The 23,205-nt window shown below is 61.9% G+C and carries 25 protein-coding genes; 2 read left to right on the forward strand and 23 right to left on the reverse strand.

Annotated features, from left to right (window positions below; translation table 11 throughout):
- From QYH69_RS04065 to QYH69_RS36020, 13 genes are all read right to left on the reverse strand, one after another.
- Positions 1-702: carbohydrate-binding protein (locus tag QYH69_RS04065; protein WP_308830636.1), on the reverse strand; the 702-nt coding region annotated here is incomplete at its 3' end.
- Entirely contained in the window at positions 683-1,123 is a 441-nt protein-coding gene (locus QYH69_RS04070) for a type II secretion system protein (RefSeq protein WP_308830637.1), read from the reverse strand. The genes QYH69_RS04065 and QYH69_RS04070, both read right to left, overlap by 20 nt.
- Before the next feature lie 115 nt (positions 1,124-1,238).
- Positions 1,239-1,616: a prepilin-type N-terminal cleavage/methylation domain-containing protein gene (locus QYH69_RS04075; protein ID WP_308830638.1), complete on the reverse strand. Its 378-nt coding sequence runs from the start codon at positions 1,614-1,616 to the stop codon at positions 1,239-1,241.
- Between the two features lie 5 nt (positions 1,617-1,621).
- Positions 1,622-2,089: a type II secretion system protein gene (locus QYH69_RS04080; RefSeq protein ID WP_308830639.1), complete on the reverse strand. Its 468-nt coding sequence runs from the start codon at positions 2,087-2,089 to the stop codon at positions 1,622-1,624.
- 17 nt (positions 2,090-2,106) lie between these two features.
- Positions 2,107-3,954, reverse strand: a complete 1,848-nt coding sequence (locus tag QYH69_RS04085; RefSeq protein ID WP_308830640.1) for a secretin N-terminal domain-containing protein — start codon at positions 3,952-3,954, stop codon at positions 2,107-2,109.
- Positions 3,951-4,568: a hypothetical protein gene (locus QYH69_RS04090; protein ID WP_308830641.1), complete on the reverse strand. Its 618-nt coding sequence runs from the start codon at positions 4,566-4,568 to the stop codon at positions 3,951-3,953. The genes QYH69_RS04085 and QYH69_RS04090 overlap by 4 nt, the downstream gene beginning before the upstream one ends.
- Positions 4,565-5,080, reverse strand: a complete 516-nt coding sequence (locus QYH69_RS04095) for a hypothetical protein (RefSeq protein ID WP_308830642.1) — start codon at positions 5,078-5,080, stop codon at positions 4,565-4,567. Before QYH69_RS04095 ends, QYH69_RS04090 begins: the two co-directional genes overlap by 4 nt.
- Positions 5,077-5,667: a hypothetical protein gene (locus tag QYH69_RS04100; RefSeq protein WP_308830643.1), complete on the reverse strand. Its 591-nt coding sequence runs from the start codon at positions 5,665-5,667 to the stop codon at positions 5,077-5,079. Before QYH69_RS04100 ends, QYH69_RS04095 begins: the two co-directional genes overlap by 4 nt.
- Positions 5,664-6,497 carry a hypothetical protein gene (locus QYH69_RS04105; RefSeq protein WP_308830644.1) on the reverse strand — a complete coding sequence of 278 codons (834 nt, stop codon included), beginning with the start codon at positions 6,495-6,497 and terminating at the stop codon, positions 5,664-5,666. Before QYH69_RS04105 ends, QYH69_RS04100 begins: the two co-directional genes overlap by 4 nt.
- A 22-nt stretch (positions 6,498-6,519) precedes the next feature.
- On the reverse strand, positions 6,520-8,193 hold the full coding sequence (locus tag QYH69_RS04110) for a GspE/PulE family protein (RefSeq protein WP_308830645.1): 1,674 nt from the start codon (positions 8,191-8,193) through the stop codon (positions 6,520-6,522).
- Positions 8,194-8,197: 4 nt separating this feature from the next.
- Positions 8,198-9,382 carry a type II secretion system F family protein gene (locus QYH69_RS04115; protein WP_308830646.1) on the reverse strand — a complete coding sequence of 395 codons (1,185 nt, stop codon included), beginning with the start codon at positions 9,380-9,382 and terminating at the stop codon, positions 8,198-8,200.
- A 23-nt stretch (positions 9,383-9,405) separates the two neighbouring features.
- Positions 9,406-9,870 (reverse strand): type II secretion system major pseudopilin GspG, encoded by a 465-nt coding sequence (gene gspG, locus QYH69_RS04120; protein WP_308830647.1) that lies wholly within the window; start codon positions 9,868-9,870, stop codon positions 9,406-9,408.
- Positions 9,871-9,895: 25 nt separating this feature from the next.
- Positions 9,896-12,058 carry a glycosyl hydrolase family 18 protein gene (locus tag QYH69_RS36020; RefSeq protein ID WP_374992344.1) on the reverse strand — a complete coding sequence of 721 codons (2,163 nt, stop codon included), beginning with the start codon at positions 12,056-12,058 and terminating at the stop codon, positions 9,896-9,898.
- Positions 12,059-12,517: 459 nt separating this feature from the next.
- Here QYH69_RS36020 and QYH69_RS04135 point away from each other — a divergent pair, with 459 nt between their 5' ends.
- Entirely contained in the window at positions 12,518-13,378 is an 861-nt protein-coding gene (locus tag QYH69_RS04135) for a 2OG-Fe(II) oxygenase (protein WP_308830648.1), read from the forward strand.
- Between the two features lie 464 nt (positions 13,379-13,842).
- Here QYH69_RS04135 and QYH69_RS04140 read toward each other — a convergent pair whose 3' ends face one another.
- The 4 genes from QYH69_RS04140 to QYH69_RS04155 form a co-directional block, all read right to left on the reverse strand.
- Positions 13,843-14,031, reverse strand: coding sequence for a hypothetical protein (locus tag QYH69_RS04140; RefSeq protein WP_308830649.1), 189 nt, complete (start codon positions 14,029-14,031; stop codon positions 13,843-13,845).
- A gap of 239 nt (positions 14,032-14,270) precedes the next feature.
- Positions 14,271-15,182: an NAD(P)-dependent oxidoreductase gene (locus QYH69_RS04145; RefSeq protein ID WP_308830650.1), complete on the reverse strand. Its 912-nt coding sequence runs from the start codon at positions 15,180-15,182 to the stop codon at positions 14,271-14,273.
- Positions 15,183-15,221: 39 nt separating this feature from the next.
- Positions 15,222-16,001, reverse strand: coding sequence for an SDR family oxidoreductase (locus QYH69_RS04150; RefSeq protein WP_308830651.1), 780 nt, complete (start codon positions 15,999-16,001; stop codon positions 15,222-15,224).
- Positions 16,002-16,153: 152 nt separating this feature from the next.
- A complete protein-coding gene (locus tag QYH69_RS04155) occupies positions 16,154-17,182 on the reverse strand; it encodes a LacI family DNA-binding transcriptional regulator (protein WP_308830652.1) in 1,029 nt (342 codons plus the stop codon).
- A 195-nt stretch (positions 17,183-17,377) separates the two neighbouring features.
- Between QYH69_RS04155 and QYH69_RS04160 the strand changes: the two genes are divergently transcribed.
- Positions 17,378-18,178, forward strand: a complete 801-nt coding sequence (locus QYH69_RS04160) for an N-acyl homoserine lactonase family protein (protein WP_308830653.1) — start codon at positions 17,378-17,380, stop codon at positions 18,176-18,178.
- A 20-nt stretch (positions 18,179-18,198) separates the two neighbouring features.
- Here the strand turns inward: QYH69_RS04160 and QYH69_RS04165 are convergent, their stop codons facing one another.
- The 6 genes from QYH69_RS04165 to QYH69_RS04190 form a co-directional block, all read right to left on the reverse strand.
- Complete coding sequence (locus QYH69_RS04165) at positions 18,199-18,879, reverse strand: GntR family transcriptional regulator (protein WP_308830654.1); 681 nt, start codon at positions 18,877-18,879, stop codon at positions 18,199-18,201.
- Between the two features lie 153 nt (positions 18,880-19,032).
- A complete protein-coding gene (locus tag QYH69_RS04170) occupies positions 19,033-19,806 on the reverse strand; it encodes a carboxymuconolactone decarboxylase family protein (RefSeq protein ID WP_308830655.1) in 774 nt (257 codons plus the stop codon).
- Positions 19,807-19,822: 16 nt separating this feature from the next.
- The gene (locus tag QYH69_RS04175; protein WP_075158051.1) at positions 19,823-20,221 is read right to left on the reverse strand and encodes a cupin domain-containing protein; all 399 of its coding nucleotides are present in this window, start codon (positions 20,219-20,221) and stop codon (positions 19,823-19,825) included.
- The gene (locus tag QYH69_RS04180) at positions 20,221-21,135 is read right to left on the reverse strand and encodes an NAD(P)-dependent oxidoreductase (RefSeq protein ID WP_308830656.1); all 915 of its coding nucleotides are present in this window, start codon (positions 21,133-21,135) and stop codon (positions 20,221-20,223) included. Before QYH69_RS04180 ends, QYH69_RS04175 begins: the two co-directional genes overlap by 1 nt.
- Before the next feature lie 24 nt (positions 21,136-21,159).
- Complete coding sequence (locus tag QYH69_RS04185) at positions 21,160-22,509, reverse strand: MFS transporter (RefSeq protein ID WP_308830657.1); 1,350 nt, start codon at positions 22,507-22,509, stop codon at positions 21,160-21,162.
- A gap of 100 nt (positions 22,510-22,609) precedes the next feature.
- Positions 22,610-23,005, reverse strand: coding sequence for a carboxymuconolactone decarboxylase family protein (locus QYH69_RS04190; RefSeq protein WP_308830658.1), 396 nt, complete (start codon positions 23,003-23,005; stop codon positions 22,610-22,612).
- Positions 23,006-23,205 lie beyond the last annotated feature (200 nt).

Below are 23,205 nucleotides of genomic sequence, written 5' to 3' on the forward strand. Positions count from 1 at the left end.
TGTCGGCGTTGGTGTCGGCGTTGGTGTCGGCGTTGGTGTCGGCGTTGGTGTCGGCGTTGGTGTCGGCGTTGGTGTCGGCGTTGGTGTCGAGCCACCAGAGCACGCGCCCATATCCTCCCAAACGCCCCAAGCACCCGACTGCGCAGGATTGTCGCCTTGTGTCCACCACTTGTTTTTGTAGTTGTGTCCGTTGTAGGTCACTCTGGTCCCCGGCGTTGCGTATGCTTGCGTGGCTAGCCAAGCTGGGTAGCACCCTCCAGACGTCGGAGCCGGAGCCGGAGCCGGAGCCGGAGCCGGAGCCGGAGCCGGTGCCGGTGCCGGAGCCGGCGTCCCGTCAGCCGCTCCCAAATCTCTCCACAATGTCGGCGAACTCGACGGCGTCCACCCCGAGCCCGGATACGCCGTATGCGTTTGCAGCGCCAGATAGCTGCGCCCGTTATAAGTCACAGTCGTGCCGGCGGTGTAGGTCGCCCCTTCATGCCACGCCTGTTGCGCATACCCGGCGGCAGCATGGAGTACCGCCACCGTCGGCAACAATGCGAACCTTTTATAAACACGCGACTTCATATCGCCTCCACTCGATCGCAAACCATCTGCACGCCCCGAAGTCCATACGCACGAACACAACGCCGGTCTAACGCCGATCCCGACAAGCCAAGCCTTGCGCTTCAAACCACTTGCCTCACCGCCTGACCATTCCATTGCTCGGGTAGATCACGAACTTCCATTCCTGATAACTCGTCTGCAGCGAAAAGCTCGCATCCGCATCGGAAAAACCGTCACGCTTCAACGGCACACCATCCGCATTGCTGTAGACGCCATAAAGCTCACCGTTAGGTCCCGTCACGAGCTTCCAGTCGCCATGCGTGATCGGATCGCGATAGATCGCGCGCAGATGCCGGCGCGGGTATGAAACGCGCGGGTCATGCAAAAGATCCTCGAAGCTCCGTGGAAAAGCGCCGTTGCTCTCCGCACGCACATAGCTGTCGATCGCGCCGCGAATCGCATCGCCCCTTCTCAGCAACTCGTCTTCGTTGGCCCGCTCGATGTTCGTTGCCCACATCTCGCCGACCTTCATCAGGTAGATCGATATCAGCGCGACGCACATCAGCGCCCACAACATGACGACCCCACGTTCATACCGCCGGCAACGAAGGCCGCAACCGGGGCCGCCACCGGGGCCGCAACCCGAAGCGCGCGGACGCGTACGCCCTCGCGACGAGCGGCGAGCAACCTCATCACCAGTTCCCGTAATCCGACCCATCTTTCGCCTTGCCTTTCGCTCCGCTATGCACGTCATAGACGCCCGGCTTTCCATCGGGCGCCGGCGCCACCTGCCACGTGCTCCGGCTTTGGGTAATCGTGTCCATCGGCACTTCCCGCAGGTAGCGCCGCGTCACGAGTTCATCGAGCGTCTCCGGATACCGCCCCTGGTCGGCACGGAACCGGTCGATCGAATCGCGCATCATGCTGAGGTTTTCGCGCAGCACCGTCTCCCTCGCCTTGTCCGTTTGCCCAAAAAACTGCGGCACGACAATCGTCAGCAGCGTCGCAATGATGGCCAGCACGACTAACAGTTCTATCAGCGTAAAAGCGCGGAACGCACGCTTGACCATATCGATCACCACTTCCGGTACGGAATCCCGTTGAACCCCTGCTCGTCCGACAACGAATACACGTCGTACACGTCCACGCCTTCGCTCGGCGAGTCAGGCGGGCTTGCGTAACTGCGCTTGCCCCACGTCTGCGCATCGGCCCTGCTCGGGCAATCGCACATCGGATCGCGAGGAATCCGGCGCAGAAAGTACAGCCGCGAGTGCGCCGGACTCGTTTTGTCCGGCACACCGTCGACCAGCACGTTCAGCGTCGGCGGATATCCGCTATCGCCCACGGTCCGGTCGATCTTTCCGGCTTCCGCCGCCGCCTTGTATGCATCGATCGCATCGCGAATCCTCCACAAATCGCGCCTCAACTCCTGTTCCTTCTCGCGCTGCGCCGCAATCTGCGTGAGCGGCAGCGCAACCATTGCGAGCGCCGCCATGATCGCCAGCGTGACGAGCATCTCGATCAACGTGAAGCCGCGCTGCATGATCGCTTCCAGGCCGCCTAAGGCTTTTTTCCGCCGGGCGGTTCGAGCGCCGGCGGCGGTGTGTTCATTCCCTTCGGCGGTACCTTGATCTCCGCACCGCCGGTCAGATCGTTGCCTTCGGTCGTGATCCGGGTTTCCGTGCCGGAATCGAACGCGACCGCATTGCCCGCGGGGATCGATTGATTGCGCACGATGCGCGGCGTCAGGAGCAGGATCAGCTCGGTTTGCTTGTCGTCGTCGACCTTCGTGCCGAAAATCCGGTCGAGTATCGGAATCCGGCTCAGGCCCGGAATTCCCTGTCCGCCACTTCGTTCGTTGCGCTGTAGCAGCCCGGCGAGAATCTGCGTTTCGTTGTTGTTGACGCTCATCACGGTCTCGGCCGTTCGCGTGCCGATCTGATACGCGACGAGGCCGCTGCTCGTCGTGATCGTATCGGTGACATTCGACACTTCGAGTTTCAGCTTGACCTGCACTTCGCGCGAATTGACGATCGACGGCTGCACTTCGAGCGTCAGACCGACGTCCTGATAGTTGATGCTCTCGGAGCTGAAATTGCTGGACAAGGTTGTCGTCACCACGGGCAAGCGGTCGCCGATCAGCACTTTCGCCTTCTCGCGGTTTCTCACGCGAATCCGCGGATTGGCCAATGTCTTCGTCTTGCCCATGCTTTGCAGCCAGTCGATGCCGACGGTTCCGAGTCTCACGATCACATCGCTGCTGTTCAGATGATGCAGTTCATCGAGCGTCACGAAGCCCGCAGGAAGCGTCGTCGTATCGGTCTGGTCCGGGGTCGGACGGATGCCGAACTCGATCCGGTCCGGGTACCGTATGCCGAGTTGCAGGAGGTCGGTCGACGACACCTCGATGATCTGCGCCTCGATCACGACCTCGGCAGGCGTCACATCCATTGCCGCGATAAGGCGTTCGGCCACCGCGATCGTCTCCGGCGCATCGCGCATGATGATCGCGTTGGTGCGCTCGTCGACGACCGCATCGCGCGTCTTCACCATCTGTTTGAGCACCGCCAGCACCTGCGGCGCCTGCGCATTCTGCAAATAGAACGTACGCACTGCGAGATCGCGGTATTCGCTTTCCTTGTCCTGCCGCTTCGGATAGATCAGCAGCGACGTGCCGTTGACCACTTTGCTCGAAAGCTGATTGGCCTGAAGCACCATCGCCATCACCTGTTTGACAGGCGTATTGGTCGCGAAGATCGTCGTCGGCGCCGTGGCCGCGACGTCGTGATCGAAGGTGAAGTTCAGGCCCGTGATATTCGAAACGAGCTCGAAAATGCTGATCAGCGGCTGGTCGCGAAACTGCACCGTGATCGGCTGACTGAGGTCGCGCGTCAGGGTGGGCGTCAGCTCGCGGCCTCGCGGTGTGAGCAGATCGTTGCGCAGGCGCGCGGCGCGACCATTGTTCGGTTGCCGCCTGAGCACGTCATTGGCTATCGCAAGCGCTTCGTCCGGTCTTTCCGCACGGATCGATTCGGCGTACTGCACGGCTGAATCGATCGGCCCTTGCGTATCGATCCACTCGAGCATCTGCGCGGCACTGTCATCACCCGGTGCGGCCTGCTGCGCCTTCTGCACCCACGCGCGCGCTTGCGCGAGGTCGTTCGCATAGTAGGCAGTCGTCGCGCGCGTCAGGTAATCCTCCATCACGCGGCGGCGCATTTGCAGATACTCGCTGCGAATCTGCAAGTCATCGGGGTATTGGGCCGATTGCTGCGCCAACGACTCGAGCGCCTGATCCGGCGGCAATGCGCTCAGTTGCGTCTCGAGCTGCTGCCTGCGCATGTCCCCCGCGCAGGCAGCGAGCATGATCAGCAACAGCGCCACGATCGACCGGACGAGCCGCATCATCGCGCTCCTCCAAACGTCAGCTTCTGCTTGCGCTTGAGAGGCAAATAGAGAAATCTGATCTCGCGGTCGCTGACGCTTTCTATACGGTACTCGTTGAGCAACACATCTCCGGTGCGCAAAAATCCCGTCCTGTTGCATTGCGTGCACAACATGAAATCCTTGCCCGCCGCATTCAGCACGATATAGACGGCGCCATGCTGATCGAGCCACAACGAGCGAACGACGAACGGCAGCGGCGGCGGTTCAGGCGGCGGTGGCGGCGCAGCGGATACGGGTGGTGCCGCAGGAGGCGGCGGCAACCAGTTCTGGCTCGGAAACACATCGACGGTCGGCGCCGCGGATGCGAGGGGCGCCGGCACTGCCGAGGCGGCAGCTCCTGAACTTCCAGCACTCGCAGCGTCCGAAGCAGCAGGCACGGCGGCTCCGCTTCGCGCAGCCGGCCGCGCGGGCCGCGTGGTTGAGGCCGTAATAGCGGGCGCGTTACGCTCGCGCGATGTCGAGATAGACGTTTCATGTCCCTTCCAGTATGCGAATGCGGCCAGACCGGCGGCCACCACGAGCAGGCCTTGCACCGGTCTGGAGATATTCATCGACCTGACATCGACGCCCTTCATGACGCTCCTTCAACGAGAAACGCGCACTGAATGCGTACCTCGAGCTGTGTCGCGCCGATGTCCGGCCGGGTCACTGCAACGCGCTGGCACCGCGCGCCGGGCAGCCGTCGAAGGTCGCCAAAGAAGCCACGCAGTTGCAGATAGGTGCTCGTAAATGCCGCGGTTACCGCATAACGCCTGAGCGCTCCCTCTTCCCTGGCGGGCTCGTAGCTGACCTGCGGTATCGAAATGCCGTTCTTCAGCGCGATCGCATGGAAGCTATGGAGAAATACAAAGAAGCGCTGGTCCGCGCTCGCCGGACCGACGGCTTCATCCGGGGTCGGAGGCGGCGCATCGGTCAGCTTCGCCGCGCGCGCGTCGAGTTCAATTTCACGCGTGCCGATATCTCGCGCGGTCGGGACGATCTCGAACAACGCGATCGCGACCACCACGCCGATCAGAATGACCGCGAGCAAGCCGGGCGTTGCAAGACGCCACTGCATTCGCCTCGCTTCCCAAAGCAGCCGGTTCATCGATGCGCCTCCACCGGTGCGCCGACAGTCACAGTGGAACGGGCTTTGGTTGCGCTCGCCGACGCCTCTCCCGCATTCCCCCGCCAGGTGATCTGCAGCGTCGTCTCGACCGACTTGACCGGCGGCCCCGGTTTTTCCGTCTGCCGCACCACGTTCACTCGTTCAGTCGCAGGCTGTGCCTCGACCCAGTCCGCGTACGACAGCGCTTCCTGCGCCGTACGCGTCTCGAAGGTCAGGTTGATCTGCCGCGAGGTCGTCACGACCTCGAGCGAGAGCAGCGCGATGTTCGGGCTCCATCCTCTTTCGATCAGGTCGCGCGCCGGCTCCGCCGCATAGCGCTGCTGCGCCATCAGTTGTTCGGCATGCGGGTTGCCGGGGTGCCGATGCGCCTTGCCGATCGCCTGATACTTCTGCTCCTGCCGGGCTATCGACGTCTCGCGTTCGTCGAGCGCCTCGCCATTGCTTTTCAGATGGTCCAGATATCTGATCGCGACGAGCAGCAGACCGACTGCAAGCAGCAGTGCGACGATGCCCTGCACCGCTTCAGGGCGATTCGCCCGCGCCATGTCGAGCCGGATCGTCTTCATACAGGAACGCTCCATGGAACGGTCAGCCAGTGCGTACGGGAAGCATCGGCTGCCTTGCGGTCCACGGTATCGGGCGCGATCACGTAGATCCGCTCGGGCAGCGGCGCATCGCACAAGCTTGCGGCATCGCGAAACACACGATCGAACGGCTCCAGTGCAGGCAACGTGACAAAGCCGCTCCAGTGCCCGTTGCTTCGAAATCCTATGTTTGCAATGTAGGCCCCCTTCGATTCCATCTCTTCGAGCTCGACCACCGCGATTTCGCCGTCGGCGATATGCCGGCGGTGTTGCGACACCGCATACGTGTAAGCGGGTTCCACCGTATGCAGGCTGATCCTGCGCTGCTTGCACTGGCGCGCAAGATGCTCGCAAAGCAGTTCGGGCACCGCCGCGGCAAGCCGCGCGCGACCCCATCCACGGTCCTGCACATTGAAACGCCATGCTTCCGCGCCGCCGCCTCCGCCCTGCACGAATTGCATGCGCGCAAGCGGAAGCCAGTCGACGGGCCTCGGCAATGCGCGCCACGGCAATGCGTAGTAACAAACGAACGGTGCGCCGACAAGCAGGCGCAAACGATGCACGCCGAACGTCTCCGGTTCAGGAAGCAATGCATCGAGGGCGGGCAGAGCGGCCGAAATTTCATACGGGCTCGCCAGCGAAAAAATCGCCTCGACCTGTCCCGACGCACCGAAGCGGCATGCGCGATAACCATCGAGCCATACCGTCGATTGGCTCCACCATTTCACTTCGCGCCGCGGCCGCGCACGCAACCATCGCGTCCAGTTCGCCGCCGATACGCGAGATGTGATGCGATTCCAAGACAGGGCCATCGAGGTCTCCGTCGCTCATGTTCTATTCGATCATCGTCACGCGATTGACTTCCGCGAGCGTGGTGCGCCCGTCCGCCACCGCACGCAGCGCAACCTGCCTGATCGGGATAAACCCGCTTTGCTGCGCAGCCTCCTTCAGCTCGACCATCGGCCGCCGTTCGACAAAGCATTGCTTGATCCGATCGTTGAGCCGCAGCACTTCCCCGATCGGCTGCCTGCCGAGATAGCCGGTGCGCCGGCAAGCGTCGCAACCCGCGCCCTTGCGGAAGCGCCAATCGCGTATCTGTTCGCGCGTCAATGCGGATGCGTGCAGCAATGCGTCGTCCGGCGCCGCGTCGTCCTCGACGCAATGCGGGCAGTTCTTGCGCATGAGCCGCTGCGCCATCGCGCCCAACAGCGCATCGACAAAGCTATGCATATCGACGCCCATATGCAGGAAGCGGTCGAGCACCGAAAAGACGTTATTGGCATGAACTGACGTGAGCACGAGGTGCCCCGTCAACGCGGCCTGCACGGCGATGCCCGCCGTTTCGCCGTCGCGTATTTCGCCCACGAGGATCTTGTCCGGGTCGTGCCGCAAGATCGAACGGAGCCCACGCGCGAACGTGAGGCCTTTCTTGTCGTTGATCGGAATCTGCAGCACACCCGGCAACTCGTATTCGACCGGATCTTCGATCGTGATGATCTTCTCTTCGCCCGTGTTGATTTCAGTGAGCGTCGCGTACAGCGTCGTGGACTTTCCCGAACCGGTCGGCCCGGTCACGAGGATGAGGCCATAGGGTTCATGCGCGACCGCGCGAAGCGCTTCGACGATATCGGGCTCGTGGCCGATCGCGTCGAGACGCAGCGACGTGCTGTTCGAGTCTCCGCGCTGCTTGTCGAGCACGCGCAACACTGCGTCTTCGCCGTGAATCGACGGCATGATCGACACGCGAAAATCGATCTCGCGCTGGCTGATGATGGCGCGAAAGCGCCCGTCCTGAGGAATTCGGCGCTCGCCGATATCGAGATCCGCCATCACCTTGAGGCGCGACAGCACCTGTTCGGCAACGTCGACGCCGGCCGTCGATGCCGTGGTCTGCAAGACGCCGTCGATGCGGTATTTGATGACAAGCCCGCTCGCCGTGCTCTCGATATGAATGTCGGACGCACGCGCTTTCAGCGCATCGTATAGTGATGAATTCACGAGACGGATGACGGGATGCACGTCGGCTGCGAGCGTCGCGAGCGATATCTCCACGCCTGCGTCCGCTGTCGCACTCGCGGCGTCGCCGACGCTGATCTGCGTGAGCGCCTGATGCGCGGACTCATGCACAGCGAGATAGGCAAGCAGGTCTGCGGGCACGCAAAACGCGAATGCGAAGCTTGCCTTCACACGCTGCATCGCCCACGCGCGCAGATAGCGGTCGAACGGATCGGACAGCACGAAGAGCCGCTGTCCGTCGCGCTCGCGAGCCAGCAGGCAATTACGCGAGATAGCTTCCGCAAACGGCAGCCGATCGAAGCACGGCTCCATCGCTTCGAGGTGTTCCGCATCGAGGCCGCGCAGACCGGTCAGCTGCGCCACGCGCTGCAGATAAACCGGCGGGTCATGCTCGGCCTCATCCCATAAGCGGGCCTGCGTGGTGCGCGAATCCGGCGCTTCATCTTCGGCCGTGGGCGCGTTGGACGGTTGAGCACGGACTAGCTGCGCCATGATTTCACCCCACGCTGCCCGCGAGCTGGAAGATTGGCATATACAGCAGAAAGATCACCGCCCCCACGATGCCGCCCACCACAAGCATCAGCACCGGCTCGACGACCCGCATCAACGTGTCGATCGCACGGTCGAGCTCTTCGTCGCAGAACTCCGCCGAGCGCGTGATCATGGCCGGCAACTCGCCGCTTTGCTCGCCGACGCGAATCAGCCGCTCCGCCACCGGCGTCGTCAGCTCCGCGGACGGCAACGCGGCCGACAGCGCCTGGCCCGCGCGAATCGCTTCTACGGCTTGCGCGAGCGCCGCCTGCATTTGACGCGGCAGCAACTGCGCCGCGAGTTCCATCGACGCCACGACCGACATGCCGCCCGACAGCAGCAGACCGAGCGTCCGGTAAAAGCGTGTCAGTGCAAAAAGCCGCTGATAGGCCGCAAGCCGCCGGAAGCGGAACAGCCCATTCATGATCTTCGCCCTGATCCTGCCGTTGCGAAGCGACCAGCCGAGCGCCGCGATGCCCAGCGCGAAGCAGACGAGCAATACGGCGCCGTGTGCGTGAACGAGGTCTCCCCACCACAGCATGACTTTCGCGGACAGCGGAATGTCTTTCATCGACGCGAATACCTGGCTGAACTTCGGAATCACATAGAACGCCAGGAACACGATGATCAATGTCCCCGTTGCGATGACGATCGACGGATACACCATGGCGGACACAACCTTCTTGCGCACGACGTCGAGCCGCGCATCGTAGTGGTGGTAGCGTTTGAGCGCCTCGGCAAGATGCCCGGTTCGCTCAGCCGATGCGACCGTCGCCACATACAGGGCGGGAAATTCGCCGGGCTGCCGTTCGAGCGCCTTCGAGAGCGGCAAGCCTTCGTACAGTGCATTGACGATGGTCTGCAGCACCGTGCGGTTGATGCCTTCCTTGCTCTTGTCGCGTAGGGTTTCGACCGTTTCCACGAGGCTCAGTCCCGCTTCCAGTAGTGCGATCAGTTCTTGCGTAAAAAGCGAGCGTTCGAACACCTGTTTGCGAAACGACCACGCGAACGTGCGCTTTTCCACCGGTGCGACGCCGACGACCGACATGCCCATCTGCGCAACGGTTCGGCGTATCTGGGCCTCGTCATCGCCCGGCAATTCGAATTCCTGTTCGCCGCTCTCGCTCTTGACTATCACCCGGTAGCGCATGACGACCGCCGATCAGGACCGTTCTACTTCGCAAAGATGTCTGCGTCCTCGCCCGTGCCGCCCGGCTTGCCGTCCGCGCCGTAAGTAAAGAGGTCGTAGTCTTTTCCGTTTTCTCCGGGGACCCGGTAGTTGTACGGTTTTCCCCATGGATCGTTCGGAATCGCGCTGCTCATGTAGGGACCATCCCAGCCTGGCGTGTTGCCCTGGTTCGTCATCAGTGCCGCCAGACCGGCGTCGCCCGCCGGATAGTGGCCCGTATCGAGGCGGTAGCGATCGAGTGCGCTGCCGATTCCCTTCATTTGCGAGGCCGCGGTTTTGCTGCGCGCCTTGCCGACTTCGCCGAACAGCTTCGGGCCGACATAGCCGGCGAGCAATGCAATGATGAGCAGCACCACGAGCAGTTCGAGCAAGGTAAAACCCTGCCGACGGCGCGCGCGTGGTTGCGCTCGCAACGATTGCCTGCCGCGCGCCCGCGCAACGACGGCCATGCCTCTTTTCAAACGTTGGCCCATGTCACTTGTTCACTTCACCGAGAATTTTCGTCAGCTCCGCGTCGGACGTATCGCCGTCCAGCTCCCAGGAAAACACGCCGCGCAGGTTCTGCTGCTTCGCGTAATTCACTTTCGTGCGGACGGTTGCCGGTGTGTCGTAAGACCAGAACGTCGTGCCGTCGAACTTCCACGATTGCTTGGCGACCGGATGCTCGTACACGGTACCGGGCGCACTCTTCAATATGCGGTAATCCTGTATGCCTTCCTCGTACTTGCCGGGCGCCGGCCGGGTGGCCTTCTGGTAGAGCCCGTCGCCTTTCGGCCCGCCGGTCACGCCGGTCCAGCCGCGGCCGTAGAACGGAATGCCGACGACGATTTTCGACGGCGGCACACCTTTTTCGAGCAGGCCTTTGACCGCAGCGTCGACGTTATAGGTCGCGCCGTTTTCGGTCTTCACATTCGGGCTCTCGGGGTCTTTATAGAGATTCGATTGAAAATCAGTGGGGCCGGCCGACTCCCATCCGCCGTGGAAGTCGTAGGACATCACGTTGATCCAGTCGAGCGATTTGCTGTACTGGGCGGGATCTGTATTGGCGATCTTGTCTCCACCCGAGCCGATGGCAACGGTGAGCAGATATCGCTTGCCCTTTTGCGCGCCGATCGCATCGAGCTGCTTGCGAAACTCTGCTAGCAGCAGCGTGTAGTTTTGCTTATCGTTCTGGTCAACGATGTTATAGGGTTGGCCGCCCCCACCCGGAAACTCCCAGTCGATATCGATGCCGTCGAACACGCCGTCTGCCACACCGTCTCCGCCGGCATTGGAACCCGCATCGAACGGCAGATTGCCTTTGATATAAACGTCGATGCACGACGCTACCAGTTGCTTGCGACCCGCATCGGTCGATGCGGCACGACCAAACCACTTCGACCAGGTCCAGCCGCCGAGCGAAATCATGATCTTCAGGTTCGGGTACTTCGTTTTCAGCTGCTTCAACTGATTGAAGTTGCCTTTGAGCGGACCGGCCTTGCCGTTACGCGGATCGTCCCACGCGTATTGCCACGGGTCCGATGTTCCGTTTACCGCTTCGTTAGCCGAAAAGCCCTTCTGATAGTCGGCCCACGCGTCGCCGCCGGTGCCCGCGTCGGGCGCGTTCGGATTCGTCGCGCCTGGTTCGGCCTTGTTGACGATGCCGCATTCATAGCCGCCGTTCTTCGCATAGATGTTGCCGAACGCGTAGTTGATGAAAGTCAACTGCTTCGCCTGACCGGAAGTGTCGATGTCCTTCACCTTGAAGTTGCGGTCGTAGATGCCCCATTGCGCGAAGTAGCCGCCTATCTCGTGTGCGCTCGAGGAAGGCGAGGGTGCTGGCGCTGGTGTTGGCGCTGGCGCTGGCGCTGGCGTTGGCGCTGGCGCTGGCGCTGGCGCTGGCGTTGGCGTTGGCGTTGGTGTCGGCGTTGGCGTTGGCGCTGGCGCTGGCGTTGGCGTTGGCGTTGGCGTTGGCGTTGGCGCTGGCGCTGGCGCTGGCGCTGGCGCTGGCGCTGGCGCTGGCGCTGGCGTTGGCGTTGGCGTTGGCGTTGGCGTTGGCGTCGGCGTCGGCGTCGGCGTTGGTGTCGGCGTTGGTGTCGGCGTTGGTGTCGGCGTTGGTGTCGGTGATGGGCCGCCGGCACATGCGCCCAGATCCTGCCATACCCCCCAACTACCGGACTGCGCCGGATTGTCGCCTTGCGTCCACCACTTGTTCTTGTAGTTATGTCCGTTGTAAGTCACCAATGAGCCCGCATTTGCGTACGCTTGAGTCGCGGACCATTCGGCATAACATCCCGCACCCGAGGGCGTCGGTGATGGTGCAGGCACCGGTGTCGGTGCGGGCGCTGGGGCGGGTGACGGTGTAGGGGCAGGCGAAGGTGCCGGTGCCGGTGCCGGTGCCGGTGCCGGCGAAGGCGTACCGCCAGCCGTTCCGAGATCGCGCCACAGCGTCGGCGAACTGGACGGCGTCCAGCCTGCGCCCGCGTACGCGGTATGCGTTTGCAGCGCCTGATACGAGTGGCCGTTATACGTGACCGTGGTACCGGCGGTATAGGTCGAGCCTTCTTTCCACTCGTCGGCCAGCGCGCCAATTGAACGAGTTGCGAGCAACAACGCAACGAGTGCTGACACACAAGCCCCGTTCTTCTTGATCTTCATAAGATCTCCTGACGCATTTCGGCACTGCGACCGACAGCCACGATGCAAAACAAGACATGCGACGCAACTGCTGACCCAACCTGTTATTCACCACGACACGTCTCTGCTAATAGATAGGTCATTAAAATCGATCAATCAAGAGTTAACCAATAAATCTAAAAAGCCGCTTTCCATTTAATTCACGTTTGGAAAGGTGAATAAAATTTCAAACATTCGCGACCAAGGTTGACTAGCCTTCGGCACCCCTCAAAGTCTTATTCCGTATGGCGAAGCGTCCTGCGGGAGCATTCGCCGGTTATCCAGCCGACGGTACCCGTATTCACCGTAAATCAATCGCCGATGACGGGTTAATTAATGTTTAATGAAGTCAAATCCTGTTTACAGGATCTATTAAATCAAGTTGTGAATCGACTATGCTTTATTGCCAAAAGTCAGACTGACAACCAGACGGAGGCGCCAATGGAAGCGATCAATGGCCTATGGAACGAATGGCTGGCGACCAATCTGAACCGCGGATGCACGCACGAATCGATCGTCGAGGCGATGGTGCATGCGGGCATCGACGTTTCGATGGCTCGCGACCTCGTGCGAAGTGCCGTTACGGCGCGCAATGGTGAGCACACGGCGTTCGTCGACACTACTGTCAATGATGCCAGTCCATACGAGTACGATGCATGCCCCGTCGCAGAAGGCAATTGCATACGTGCGTACGACCGGGACATATCGGTGCTGATCCGCATCGCGCGTCCGCAGATCATCGTGTTAGACGATGTGTTATCGGGCGACGAGTGCGAGGACCTGATCGAGCGTTCAAGACACCGCCTGAAGCGCTCGACGACGGTAAATCCCGACAACGGCAGCGAAGACGTGATCGAGATGCGCACAAGCGAAGGCTGCTGGTTCCCGCGCTGCGAAGATGCGCTGATCGAACGGATTGACCGTCGCATCGCCGCGTTGATGAACTGGCCCATCGACCGCGGCGAAGGTTTGCAGGTGCTGCATTACGCGGCGGGCGGCGAGTATCGGCCGCACTTCGACTACTTTCCACCCGATCAGGAAGGCAGCACGGTCCACACGTCGCGCGGAGGTCAACGCGTCGCGACGCTTATCGTGTACCTCAACGATGTCGAGGGCGGCGGCGCAACGATCTTTCCGCAAGCGTGCGCGGCTGTCACCGCGCGCCGCGGCGGCGCCGTGTACTTCCGATATAAGAATGGACGCGGGCAGCTCGATCCGATGACGCTGCACGGCGGCGCGCCCGTGACGAGCGGCGAGAAGTGGATCATGACGAAGTGGATGCGGGAACGCGTGTGCGAGTAGTCAGAGCGGTTGGTCAGAGCTCTAGCGTTACCCGTTTGCCGCAAGGTCTTGTACAGCAACTGAGCCGATAGCCGCACTCCCGTTCACGTGCTGAGAGCCCTACATTGCGTCGACGAAGTGACCACGTTGCTGATGCTGCTGGTCGAGGATGACGGTATCTGGGAAAGTGTGGCCAATTTGCTGCTCCCACGCCGTCACGAACTGACCACTGCCACAGACAACCACCGCATCAGGCCGATCAATCTCATTCACTAGCGTGTGCATTTTCCCTGGCGTTCCGGCAATTGCTTGGCGACTCTCCAGTGCGTTACTTGACGCGATACGTTGAAGCAAGCATCGCATCATCCAGATAGAGACGCATGCCGACTAGTCCTCTTTCGCCTTCCCCAGCACCCGTAAAAAAGAGGCGCCGCGGCCTGACCCGTGCGCCCCTTCCCTGCCTTCAACTACTCGCTACTGCGTGCTCAAAACCAATAATCGAGATTCGCGATAGAGGAATGATCCTCGGTGCGCCCGACCAACTGCCCCGAGTACGAAACACCAGGACCCGGCTTCGCCGTCAGCGCCGCGTTGATGCCGGCACCGACGAGCGCCGCATCGCGCGCAATCGGCGCACCGGCGACATCGAACGCCTGCCCGCCCGCGAACGCCACCGACGCCGTCGACGTATGCGATAGCGCGGATAACCTGAGCTTGCGGGATGCCTGTCTCCTCGTGATGGCCTAACGATGACTGATTTTCATCGGCCGCGCGTTTCGCGAGCAATTCGGCTATAGCCCGAGCGAGCTGACATCGGGCGCACGCCGTGAACTGCCGAGCGCGGCGTCAGCGACGGCGCGCTTTTCAATGGAACGCTGGTTGCATTCGTTGCGCGCGTGAAGCGCGCATCCGGTTATCTTTTTGTACCAGCGCCTGGATTCGAGTGACCGGACCAGTCTTCGATATACCGAACGAGTTCCGTCATGTCCCGCTTTGCGCCATCCTGCCGTGCCGCGAAATTCCATAGTTGCCGCACCGTGCTGCCCACCCACATCGGCACGCCAAGTGCCTCGCATTCATCGACCGCGAGACCGATGTCCTTGCACACGCTCCCGATCGGGAAACCGAAATCGAACGTGCGCGGCAGCACCTGCTTGGGAAACTTGTCCTGGGTCGCGCCGTTCTTGCCGCTGCCCGCATTGATGACGGCCATCATCGTTTCCGGATCGAGCCCGCCTTTGACACCGGCGACAAACGCTTCCGACGTGATCGCAAAGGCAGTCGACGAGAGCATATTGTTGAGCAGCTTCATTAGCTGCCCTTGCCCCGGCTCGCTACCGACGTTAAAGGTTTTACCGAATACATCAAACAACTCGCGCACCTGAGAGACCACCTCGGGCTTGCCGGCAATCATCACCGCGAGCGTGCCCTTCTGCGCGCCGGCTGCGCCGCCGCTCACCGGTGCATCGATCGTCTCGATGCCTTTGTCACGCAGCGCGGCTGCGACTTCCTTTTCCGTGGTCGAGCCGACCGTCGACAGATCGATCAGTATTTTGACCGCCTTGCCATGCACAATGCCTTGCGCGCCGACCGCGACGTCGCGAAAGACTGCGGGCGTCGGCAAGCTCGTGAAGATCACGCCCGCGCTGTCCGCCACCTCGCACACGCTGCCGGCCACTTGCGCGCCGAGCTTCTGCAGTTCGGCAAGCGCATTTGCATCCTTGTCGTAGATGACGAGCGAGTGCCCCTGCTCGATCAGACGTCGTGCCATCGGCCTGCCCATCACGCCGACACCGATAAAACCGATCAGCTTGTTCTCAAGCATCTGCTGCTCCTTCGATATGAATGAAAAGTGCGTCGCGGCTCATGTAGCAAGCCAACCGCCTTCGACAGGCAACATCGCGCCCGTGATATCGCGTGCCGCATCGCTGCACAAAAAGACCACGAGTTGCGCGACGTGCGCCGCATCGACAAACTCGCCGCCAGGCTGCTTGCCGCGTAGGAATTCGCGAACCGCAGGCTCGCGCGCGAGCCCGGTTTCGTTCATCAGCGCGACGATGCGCTTTTCGCTGGTCGGCGTATGGACCGCCCCCGGACAGATCGCATTGCACGTGATGCCGGTGCCGACCGTCTCGGCGGCCACCGCACGCGTGAGACCGAGCAGCGCCGATTTGGTCGTCACGTAATCGACGCGGTTTGCCGTGCCGCGCATGCCGTACACGGATGTCATGTTGAAAATGCGTCCCCAGCCGCGTTCGCGCATGCGCGGCAACGCGAGGCGCACTGCATGAAATGCCGCACTCAGATTCACCGCGAGTGCCTGATCCCACTTGTCGGCCGGGAATGCTTCGATCGGCGCGAAGTGCCGCACCACCGCATTATTGACAAGAATGTCGAGCGAACCGGTCCGCCCGATCGTTTCGTCGACAAGCCGTTCGACCGCTTCCGGTTGCGACAGATCCGCCTGAATGTAGTGCGGTGCAACGTGATGGCGCGCTTCGAAGGCGGCGCACGCGGGCTGCACGTCGGCCTGCGATTCAACCCCGTGCAGCAGTACATCGCATCCCGCGCCGGCCAGCGCATCCGCCATCGCGAAACCCAGTCCATGCGACGAGCCCGTCACGAGCGCAGTCTTCCCTTTCATCGGCAGTTCCTGTCGGCGATGCCCTCCGCAGCGTGGAAGGCGTAGTTTTATGATAGCGCTAACTTAACGCAATGCCAAACTTGGATGTGAAGCGATGGATGTGAAGCGGTGAATGTGAAGCGGTGAATGCGAGGCGCCGGAACGCTGCCTTCTCAGGTGCTTTCGCGTTGAATGATTTCGAAGCCGAGATCGAGCCGCGTGGGCGCCGCGTCCGCGTCGCCGCGTAGCCGCTGCAACAGACACTCGGCGCTGCGCCGGCCGATTTCGAGGCGCGGGAGATTCAGGCAGGTAAGCCTCGGCACCGTATGCCGCAGTATGTCGAGATCGTCGAAGCCCGCGATCGCGATCCGTTCGGGCACCTTCCAGCCGCGCCGCTGCGCTTCGAACAGCGCGCCGACGGCGAGCACGTCGCCGGCAAAGAAAATCGCGTCGACTTCCGGCGCGCGCTGCATCATATCGATCATCGCATGCGCACCCGCGGTCAAACCGGGCTCCGCTTCCTGCACGAGCGCGGCATTGCGCTCGCGGCCAAGCGACGCAAGCGCCGCATAGTAACCTTTCAGACGCTCCTTCGAGCGTGGGTTATTGCGCATCGGCACGCTGACGAAACCGATCGATTTGTAGCCGCGCGCGGCGAGATAAAGCGCCATCTCTTTCGCCGCATTGAAGTTCGAATAGCTGATCACGACGTCGAGCGGATTGCGCACGAGGTCGCCCGTTTCGATGACCGGAATGCCGGCCTGGCGCGCGAGCTGCGTCGCACGCGGCGTATGCGCGGTGTTGTGCAACAGCAGCCCGCATACGCGTTGCGCGACGAATGCACCGATCAACGCTTCTTCTTCGTCGAGCGAATAGCCGCTATCGGCAATCAGCAGATGCATGCCGGCCGCGCGCAGCACATCGGCGGCGCCTTTCATGGTGTGCGAATACAGCGAATTCTGGATGCTGGGTACGATCTGGCCGACTACGTTGGAACGGTTCGATGCGAGATTCGACGCAATCGAATTCGGCACATAGCCGATCTTGCGAATCGTATCGAGCACGTGCTTGCGCGTTTCTTCCGACAGTTTGGCCGGCTCGTTCAATGCGCGCGAGACGGTCATCAACGATACGTTCGCCGCCTTCGCGACGTCGGCCATGCGCACGGCGCCGCCGCCGCTGCGCGTTCTGTTCTCGCTCAACCGTGAGTTCCCGCCAGCAGCGGTGCCTGCGCGCTTTTTCACTGTTCTGCATCCGGTCTTTCGAAACGATGGCGAATTGTATCCCACCGGTACGGCGCATCGGCGGGCAGCAGACTGGCCACGCGTTTGCTATGATAGCGCTATCAGTTCTCGTGAAATTTTCACGGGAAAGTTATTCGGGAAAGGAGACGCTCGATGACTTCACCGCTCGAAAACTACAAGATCTACGCGATCAAATACGCGCACCACGACCGCCCCGCAAGCGCCAACTTCATAGGCGGCGATCCGCATGACGTATCGATGCCGCTCGACTATTTCGTCTGGGCCGTGGTCGGCGAAAGCCGCACATGGCTCGTCGATACCGGGTTCGACCCGGAAGTCGGCAAGCGGCGCGGCCGCACGACCACGCATCGCGTCGAAGAGGGCTTGCAGGCAATCGGCATTCGCGCCGATTCCGTCGAGGACGTGATCGTCACGCATATGCATTACGACCACGCAGGAAACCGCGAGCTGTTTCCGAAAGCGCGTTACCACATGCAGGACCGCGAAATGGCCTATTGCACGGGCCGCTGCATGTGCCATCGCGAACTCAGGCATCCGTTCAATCCCGACGATGTGAAAACGATGGTCGGCCGCGTATTCGACGGCCGTGTGCAGTTTCACGATGGCACATCGCAGCTTGCGCCGGGACTGTCCGTGCATCTCGTGGGTGGCCATACGAACGGCCTGCAGGTCGCGCGTGTGCATACCGAACGCGGCTGGGTCGTGCTCGCCTCCGATGCGTCGCACCTGTACGCGAATATGGAGCAGGAGCGGCCGTTTCCGGCCGTGTACAACATCGGCGACATGCTCGAGGGATACCGGATCGTGCACGCACTGGCCGATTCGCCGCAGCATGTCGTGCCCGGGCACGATCCCGATGTACTGCGGCGTTATCCGTCGCCCGGCAAGGACACGCAGGACTGGATCGTGCGGCTCGATGCGGTGCCGCGATAGTCCGCGAGCGCGCCGTGCCGTTACGTCTCGTCCGGTTGCTGCTCGTCGAGCATCCGCATCGCCGCCTTCTCCGCGTTCTGCACGTGGATGCGCGCGGCCTGTTGCGCCGCTTCGCCGTCGCGCGCTTTCAATGCTTTATAAAGCCTGTCGATTTCACGCAGGCTCGCGGGCAGGCGCTCCGGATGCATGAGCGACGTCGCGCGCAACAGATTGACGCGCGAATAAAGGCTCGTGAGAAATTCCTTGATCAGCGAATTGCCGCAATTGTCGAGCAGCACGTCGTACAGCGCCGTCTTCGCGCGCAGCACGCCGGCCTGGTTGCGCGCGGTTGCTTCGGCACGCAGTTCCCTCGCGACTTCGCCGAAACGCGCGATCGCGCTATCGTCGGCAAGCCGTGCGAATTCGTGCGCGGCAAAGCCTTCGAGCAGCGCACGCAGCGCGTACAGTTCGCTCGCCTCCTGCTTCGTCATCACCGCGACCATCGGCCCCTTGTGCGGCACGCTGCGCACGAGCTTCTCGGCTTCGAGCTTGCGCAGCGCTTCGCGCACCGAGGTGCGGCTCACGCCGAGCGTTTCGCATAGTTCGCGTTCGACGAGACGCGCGCCCGGCGCGAAACGTCCCGTCATGATCGCCTGCCGCAGCACGTTTTCGACCTGATGGCGCAGCGTTTCCGGCCGTATCACCCCAATTTCTGCTGACATGGTTCATCCCGTCCGTTGTATGCCTGTCCGACAATAGATTTTGTTGCACATCATACCGGATGCGAAACCGTGCACGGCCGCGGCGCACTATGCCTGCAGACTCCGTCGCGCGCCGCGCTGAGTGCCCGACGACGCTGCTGCGCCGTACCTCGCTCACATGGCCGCGTGAGCAGCAAGCGCCTCTTCGAGCATCGGCGCAGCGACCGCCGCGCCGTGGATGCCGATCGCGCTGACGATCTCGAGCACTTCCATGATCTCGCCAGCGGTCGCGCCGTAGCGAACCGCATTGCGCATATGCAGCTTGAGCCCCGGCTGATACAGATGCGTGGCCGACGCGTCGAACGCGCAATAGATCAGCTCCTTCACCTTCGGGCTCAGCACGCCGGTACGCCACGGCACCGACGAAAACTCGAGGTACGCTTCGAAGAGATCGGGATCGAGTTCTAGCAGTCCGTCCCACGACGGATGCCAGTACCCGCGATTCTTCTCGAAGCCGGCTTTAAGCGCCTGCTGCCGCGCATCGAGCGGCGGCCGTCCTTCGCGTTGGCCCTCTTCCTCGAGCACCTCGAGCAAAAGCGGCACACCGACATTGCACGCATGAATGCCGATCGTGCTAATGAGCTCGAGCACCTCGACGAGCTCCTCGCGCGTCGCGCCGAACTTGAGCGCCATTTGCAGATGCTGCTGGATACCAGGCGCATACAGATGCGTCGCCGCCGCATCGGCGGTGATGTAGATGAACTCCTTCACCTTGTCCTCGAGGTGATTCTTGCGCCACGGCACCGCGGAGAAATCGAGGTAAGCCTCGAGAAAGCCCGCGTCGAGACGCAACAGGCTTTCCCACGACGGGCCCCATGTCTTTCGTACGCGTATGAACTCGTCCTTCACGCGCTGCTGCCTTTCGGTCAATGCTGCGGTTACTTGCATGGCAATCGATCCCGTTTCAGCGCACGGCGGACGGCGGATAGTCGTGCTCGCTAACCGCTTCCTGCCAGTTCGACGTGCCGAGCGACGTCGCGATATGAACCATGAAGCTGTCCGCGCTGCCGCCGTGCCAATGGCGTTCGTTCGGCCCGATCCATACGACGTCGCCCTGACGGATCACTTCCGGCTTGCCGCCTTCGACGCAAATCCATCCCTGCCCCGCCGTGACCTGCAAGATCTGGCCGCGCTCGTGCGAATGCCAGTACGTGCGCGCGCCGGGCTCGAAACAGACGGTGTTGATCGTCACGCCGTCGGTGGACGGCATGACCGGATCGGCCCACACCACACCGGTAAACGTGTCGCCATTGCCGCGCCGCTCCGATGCAGCGCCTGTCTTTCTGCCGTGAAACACCTTCATCAGTTTGCTCCTTTGCTTTTTGCGTGGTCGTGAAGTCTGACGCCGCCCGACACGTCGCCGATCGCGTCGACCACCCGATTGCTGATCGCGTCGCCATAGCCGAGCGACGTCGCGAGGCCGAAGCTCGCGAGCGGTCCCGCCGCGTTGACCGATGCGACGCCGAGTTCGCGCGCGCGGTCGACGTACAGCACGATGTCTTTGGTCATCAGTTTCGACGTCAGGCCGCCTTCGAGATAATCGCCGTCGACGATCTTCGGAAAGCGGCTTTGCGTCGCGAAGTTGACGCCGGTGCTGCTGTTGAGCACGTCGAGCAGTCGATGCAGATCGAGCCCCGCCAGTTTGCCCGCGACCATGACTTCGGCGGTCGCGGCAAGGCTCACCGCGTTGAGGAAATTGTTGAGCAGCTTCGTCGTGTGGCCGGCGCCGCTTCCGCCCATCACCTGCACCTTGCCGGCAACCGGTTTGAAGATCCATTGCGCGGCTTCGATCGCGGCGGCGTCGCCGCCCACCATCAACGTCAGCGTACCTTTCTCGGCCGCGGCGGCGCCGCCCGAAATGCCCGCATCGATGTAATGCACGCCACGCGCTTTCAGCAGGCCGTTTAACCGCACCGTCGAACTTGCCGCAGCCGTGCTCAGATCGATCACGGTCTGGCCCGCGCGGCAGTGCGCGAGTATCCCGCCCTCGCCTTCGACGACCGCTTCGACCACCTTGCTATCGGGCAGCGATAACAGCACGAGGTCCGCGTATTCGACGACTTCGCGGATCGATGCGGCCGCTTGCGCACCCGCGTCCTTCACGCGCGCGATCACGGTGTCGTAGCCAAGCACCGCGATACCGGCATCGACGATGCGGCGCGTCATGCGGCCGCCCATATTGCCGAGCCCGATAAATCCGATTCGTTCCTTGTTCATGATGTCCTGTGTCAGTGAAGCAGGCTAGAAATCGACGTCCTTCGTTTCCGGTCCCATCAGCGCGCCGGCCATGCCGATCAGGCCACCGATACTGAGCAGCACGACTGGCGTCACCGAAAGCGGCATCCACGCGCCGAGCCAGTTCATATAGAACGCGTAGAACGACGGCACGATCACCGAGAGACTGAAGCCGACGCCGAAGCCCGTTGCGCGCACCTCGGTCGCAAAGCGTTCGTTGATGTACGTGACGATCACGCCCCACGGCGACGTGACGAGCACCGCGAGCACGCAAACGGTCAGCATGATCGCGGGCAGCGACAGGCCGTGCACGTTGCCGAGCACGTAGAGCAGCGCGGCGCCGACGGTCGCGATCAACGGACCGACGATCGCGAAGAAACGCCGCCGGCCGATCTTCTGGCCCAGCATGCCCGCGCCGATATAGCTGAAAAACAGCACGAAATACGACAGCAGCAGCGTGGACGTGAGCTGGAAGCCACTCAGATGCAGCGTGTGCACGAGCAGCCCTGTCGGCAGAAAAATCGTGATGATGTTTTGCGTGAGCCAGAAACCCGTCATGAGCAACAGCACTTGCACGAGGCTCTTCGCGCTTTTGCCGCTTATCAGTTCGGACAGCAGCGGCGTGTCGCTTCTGGCCTGCTTTTCACCGGCCTCGCTTTTCCAGATTTCCGATTCCGCCACCTTATGCACGTAGTAGAGCGCGAGCACACCGGCAAGCACCGCACCGATCACGAACGGAATGCGCCAGCCCCACTGCGCATACGGCGAATTGACGCCGTTCAGCGGAAAGGCCGCGAACATCGCCATCGCAACGAGATTGATCGTCACATAGGCGGCCGGAAAGCCCGCGATGATCAGTCCTCCGACGAAACCGCGCTGATGCTTCCTCGAATACTCGATCGCAAGCGGCATCGCGCCCGTATAGCCGCCGCCGAGGAAAATACCGTCGACAAAGCGCAGCAGCACGAGCAGCCAGTACGACGCGATGCCGATGTTCTGGTAGCCGGGCAACAGCGCGATCAGCAACGTGACCACGCCGAAGCCCGATACCGAATAGATCGACGCCTTGCGGCGTCCGACGCGGTCCGCAACCATGCCGAACAGCAACGCGCCGACCGGCCGTCCAAGCAGCGTCGTAATAAATACGAGCGATGCGAGGATCGTCTCCATACCGCTCGACAGATGCGGCGGCTGGAAGAAAAACAGTACCGGCGACAGCACGACCACCGGCAGATAGATATCGAACATGTCGATGAATTCGGAAAAGAACGCGCCTTTGATGGCGCTCCTTCTCCGCGCGTCGATCGACTGTTCGTCGGCAGTCGACGAGACGTGTTCAGCGGTCAGCGCTTTCATTCGTGTCTCCGGTATGGTTGTCCGGCACCATCCCAGTGCCGCTCGGCGCGGCGCAGTGCCGTCGTGCGGCTACAGTGGCTCACGTCATCAGGCGTGCCGCCTACGACGCTTTCGGTTCAGCCTCGTAGGCCTTGATCGCTTCGGTTGCGACGCGAAACGCCGCGAGCGCGAGCGGCACGCCGCAATAGATTGCCGCCTGCATCAGCACCGAGCGGATTTCGTCTTTCGTCACGCCGTTCTTCAGCGCGCCTTTAACGTGCACCGCAAGTTCGTGGTGCTGGCTCATCGCGGTCAGCATGCCGATATTGAGCATGCTGCGCGTTTTGAACGGCAGCGTGTCGTCGCCCCAGATCTCGCCCCAGCAGTACTCGGTAACGAGCTTCTGCATCGGACGATTGAACTCGTCGGCGTTTTCCCACGATTTCTCGACATGCCCCGCGCCAAGCACTGTCTTGCGGTTCGCGAAACCCTTTTCAAACCAGTCGTTGCTTGCCATAGTCGTTTCCCTCGGTTGTTTGCGATGCCGCTGCGGCATCGGTGTCCGCATCGTAATCGTCTGCTACGTTTTCACTGATCGTCTTACCGACAGATTGTCATACAAACAGAATAGCGAAAAATTTTTTAGGCCGATGGACTTGCTCCTGCGCGCTTCGCGTCGCAAGCGAGCAAATCGTCAGCGCCGATACGTCCGCCTAT

It is taken from the genome of Paraburkholderia sp. SARCC-3016, from assembly GCF_031119615.1.
GTDB lineage: Bacteria > Pseudomonadota > Gammaproteobacteria > Burkholderiales > Burkholderiaceae > Paraburkholderia.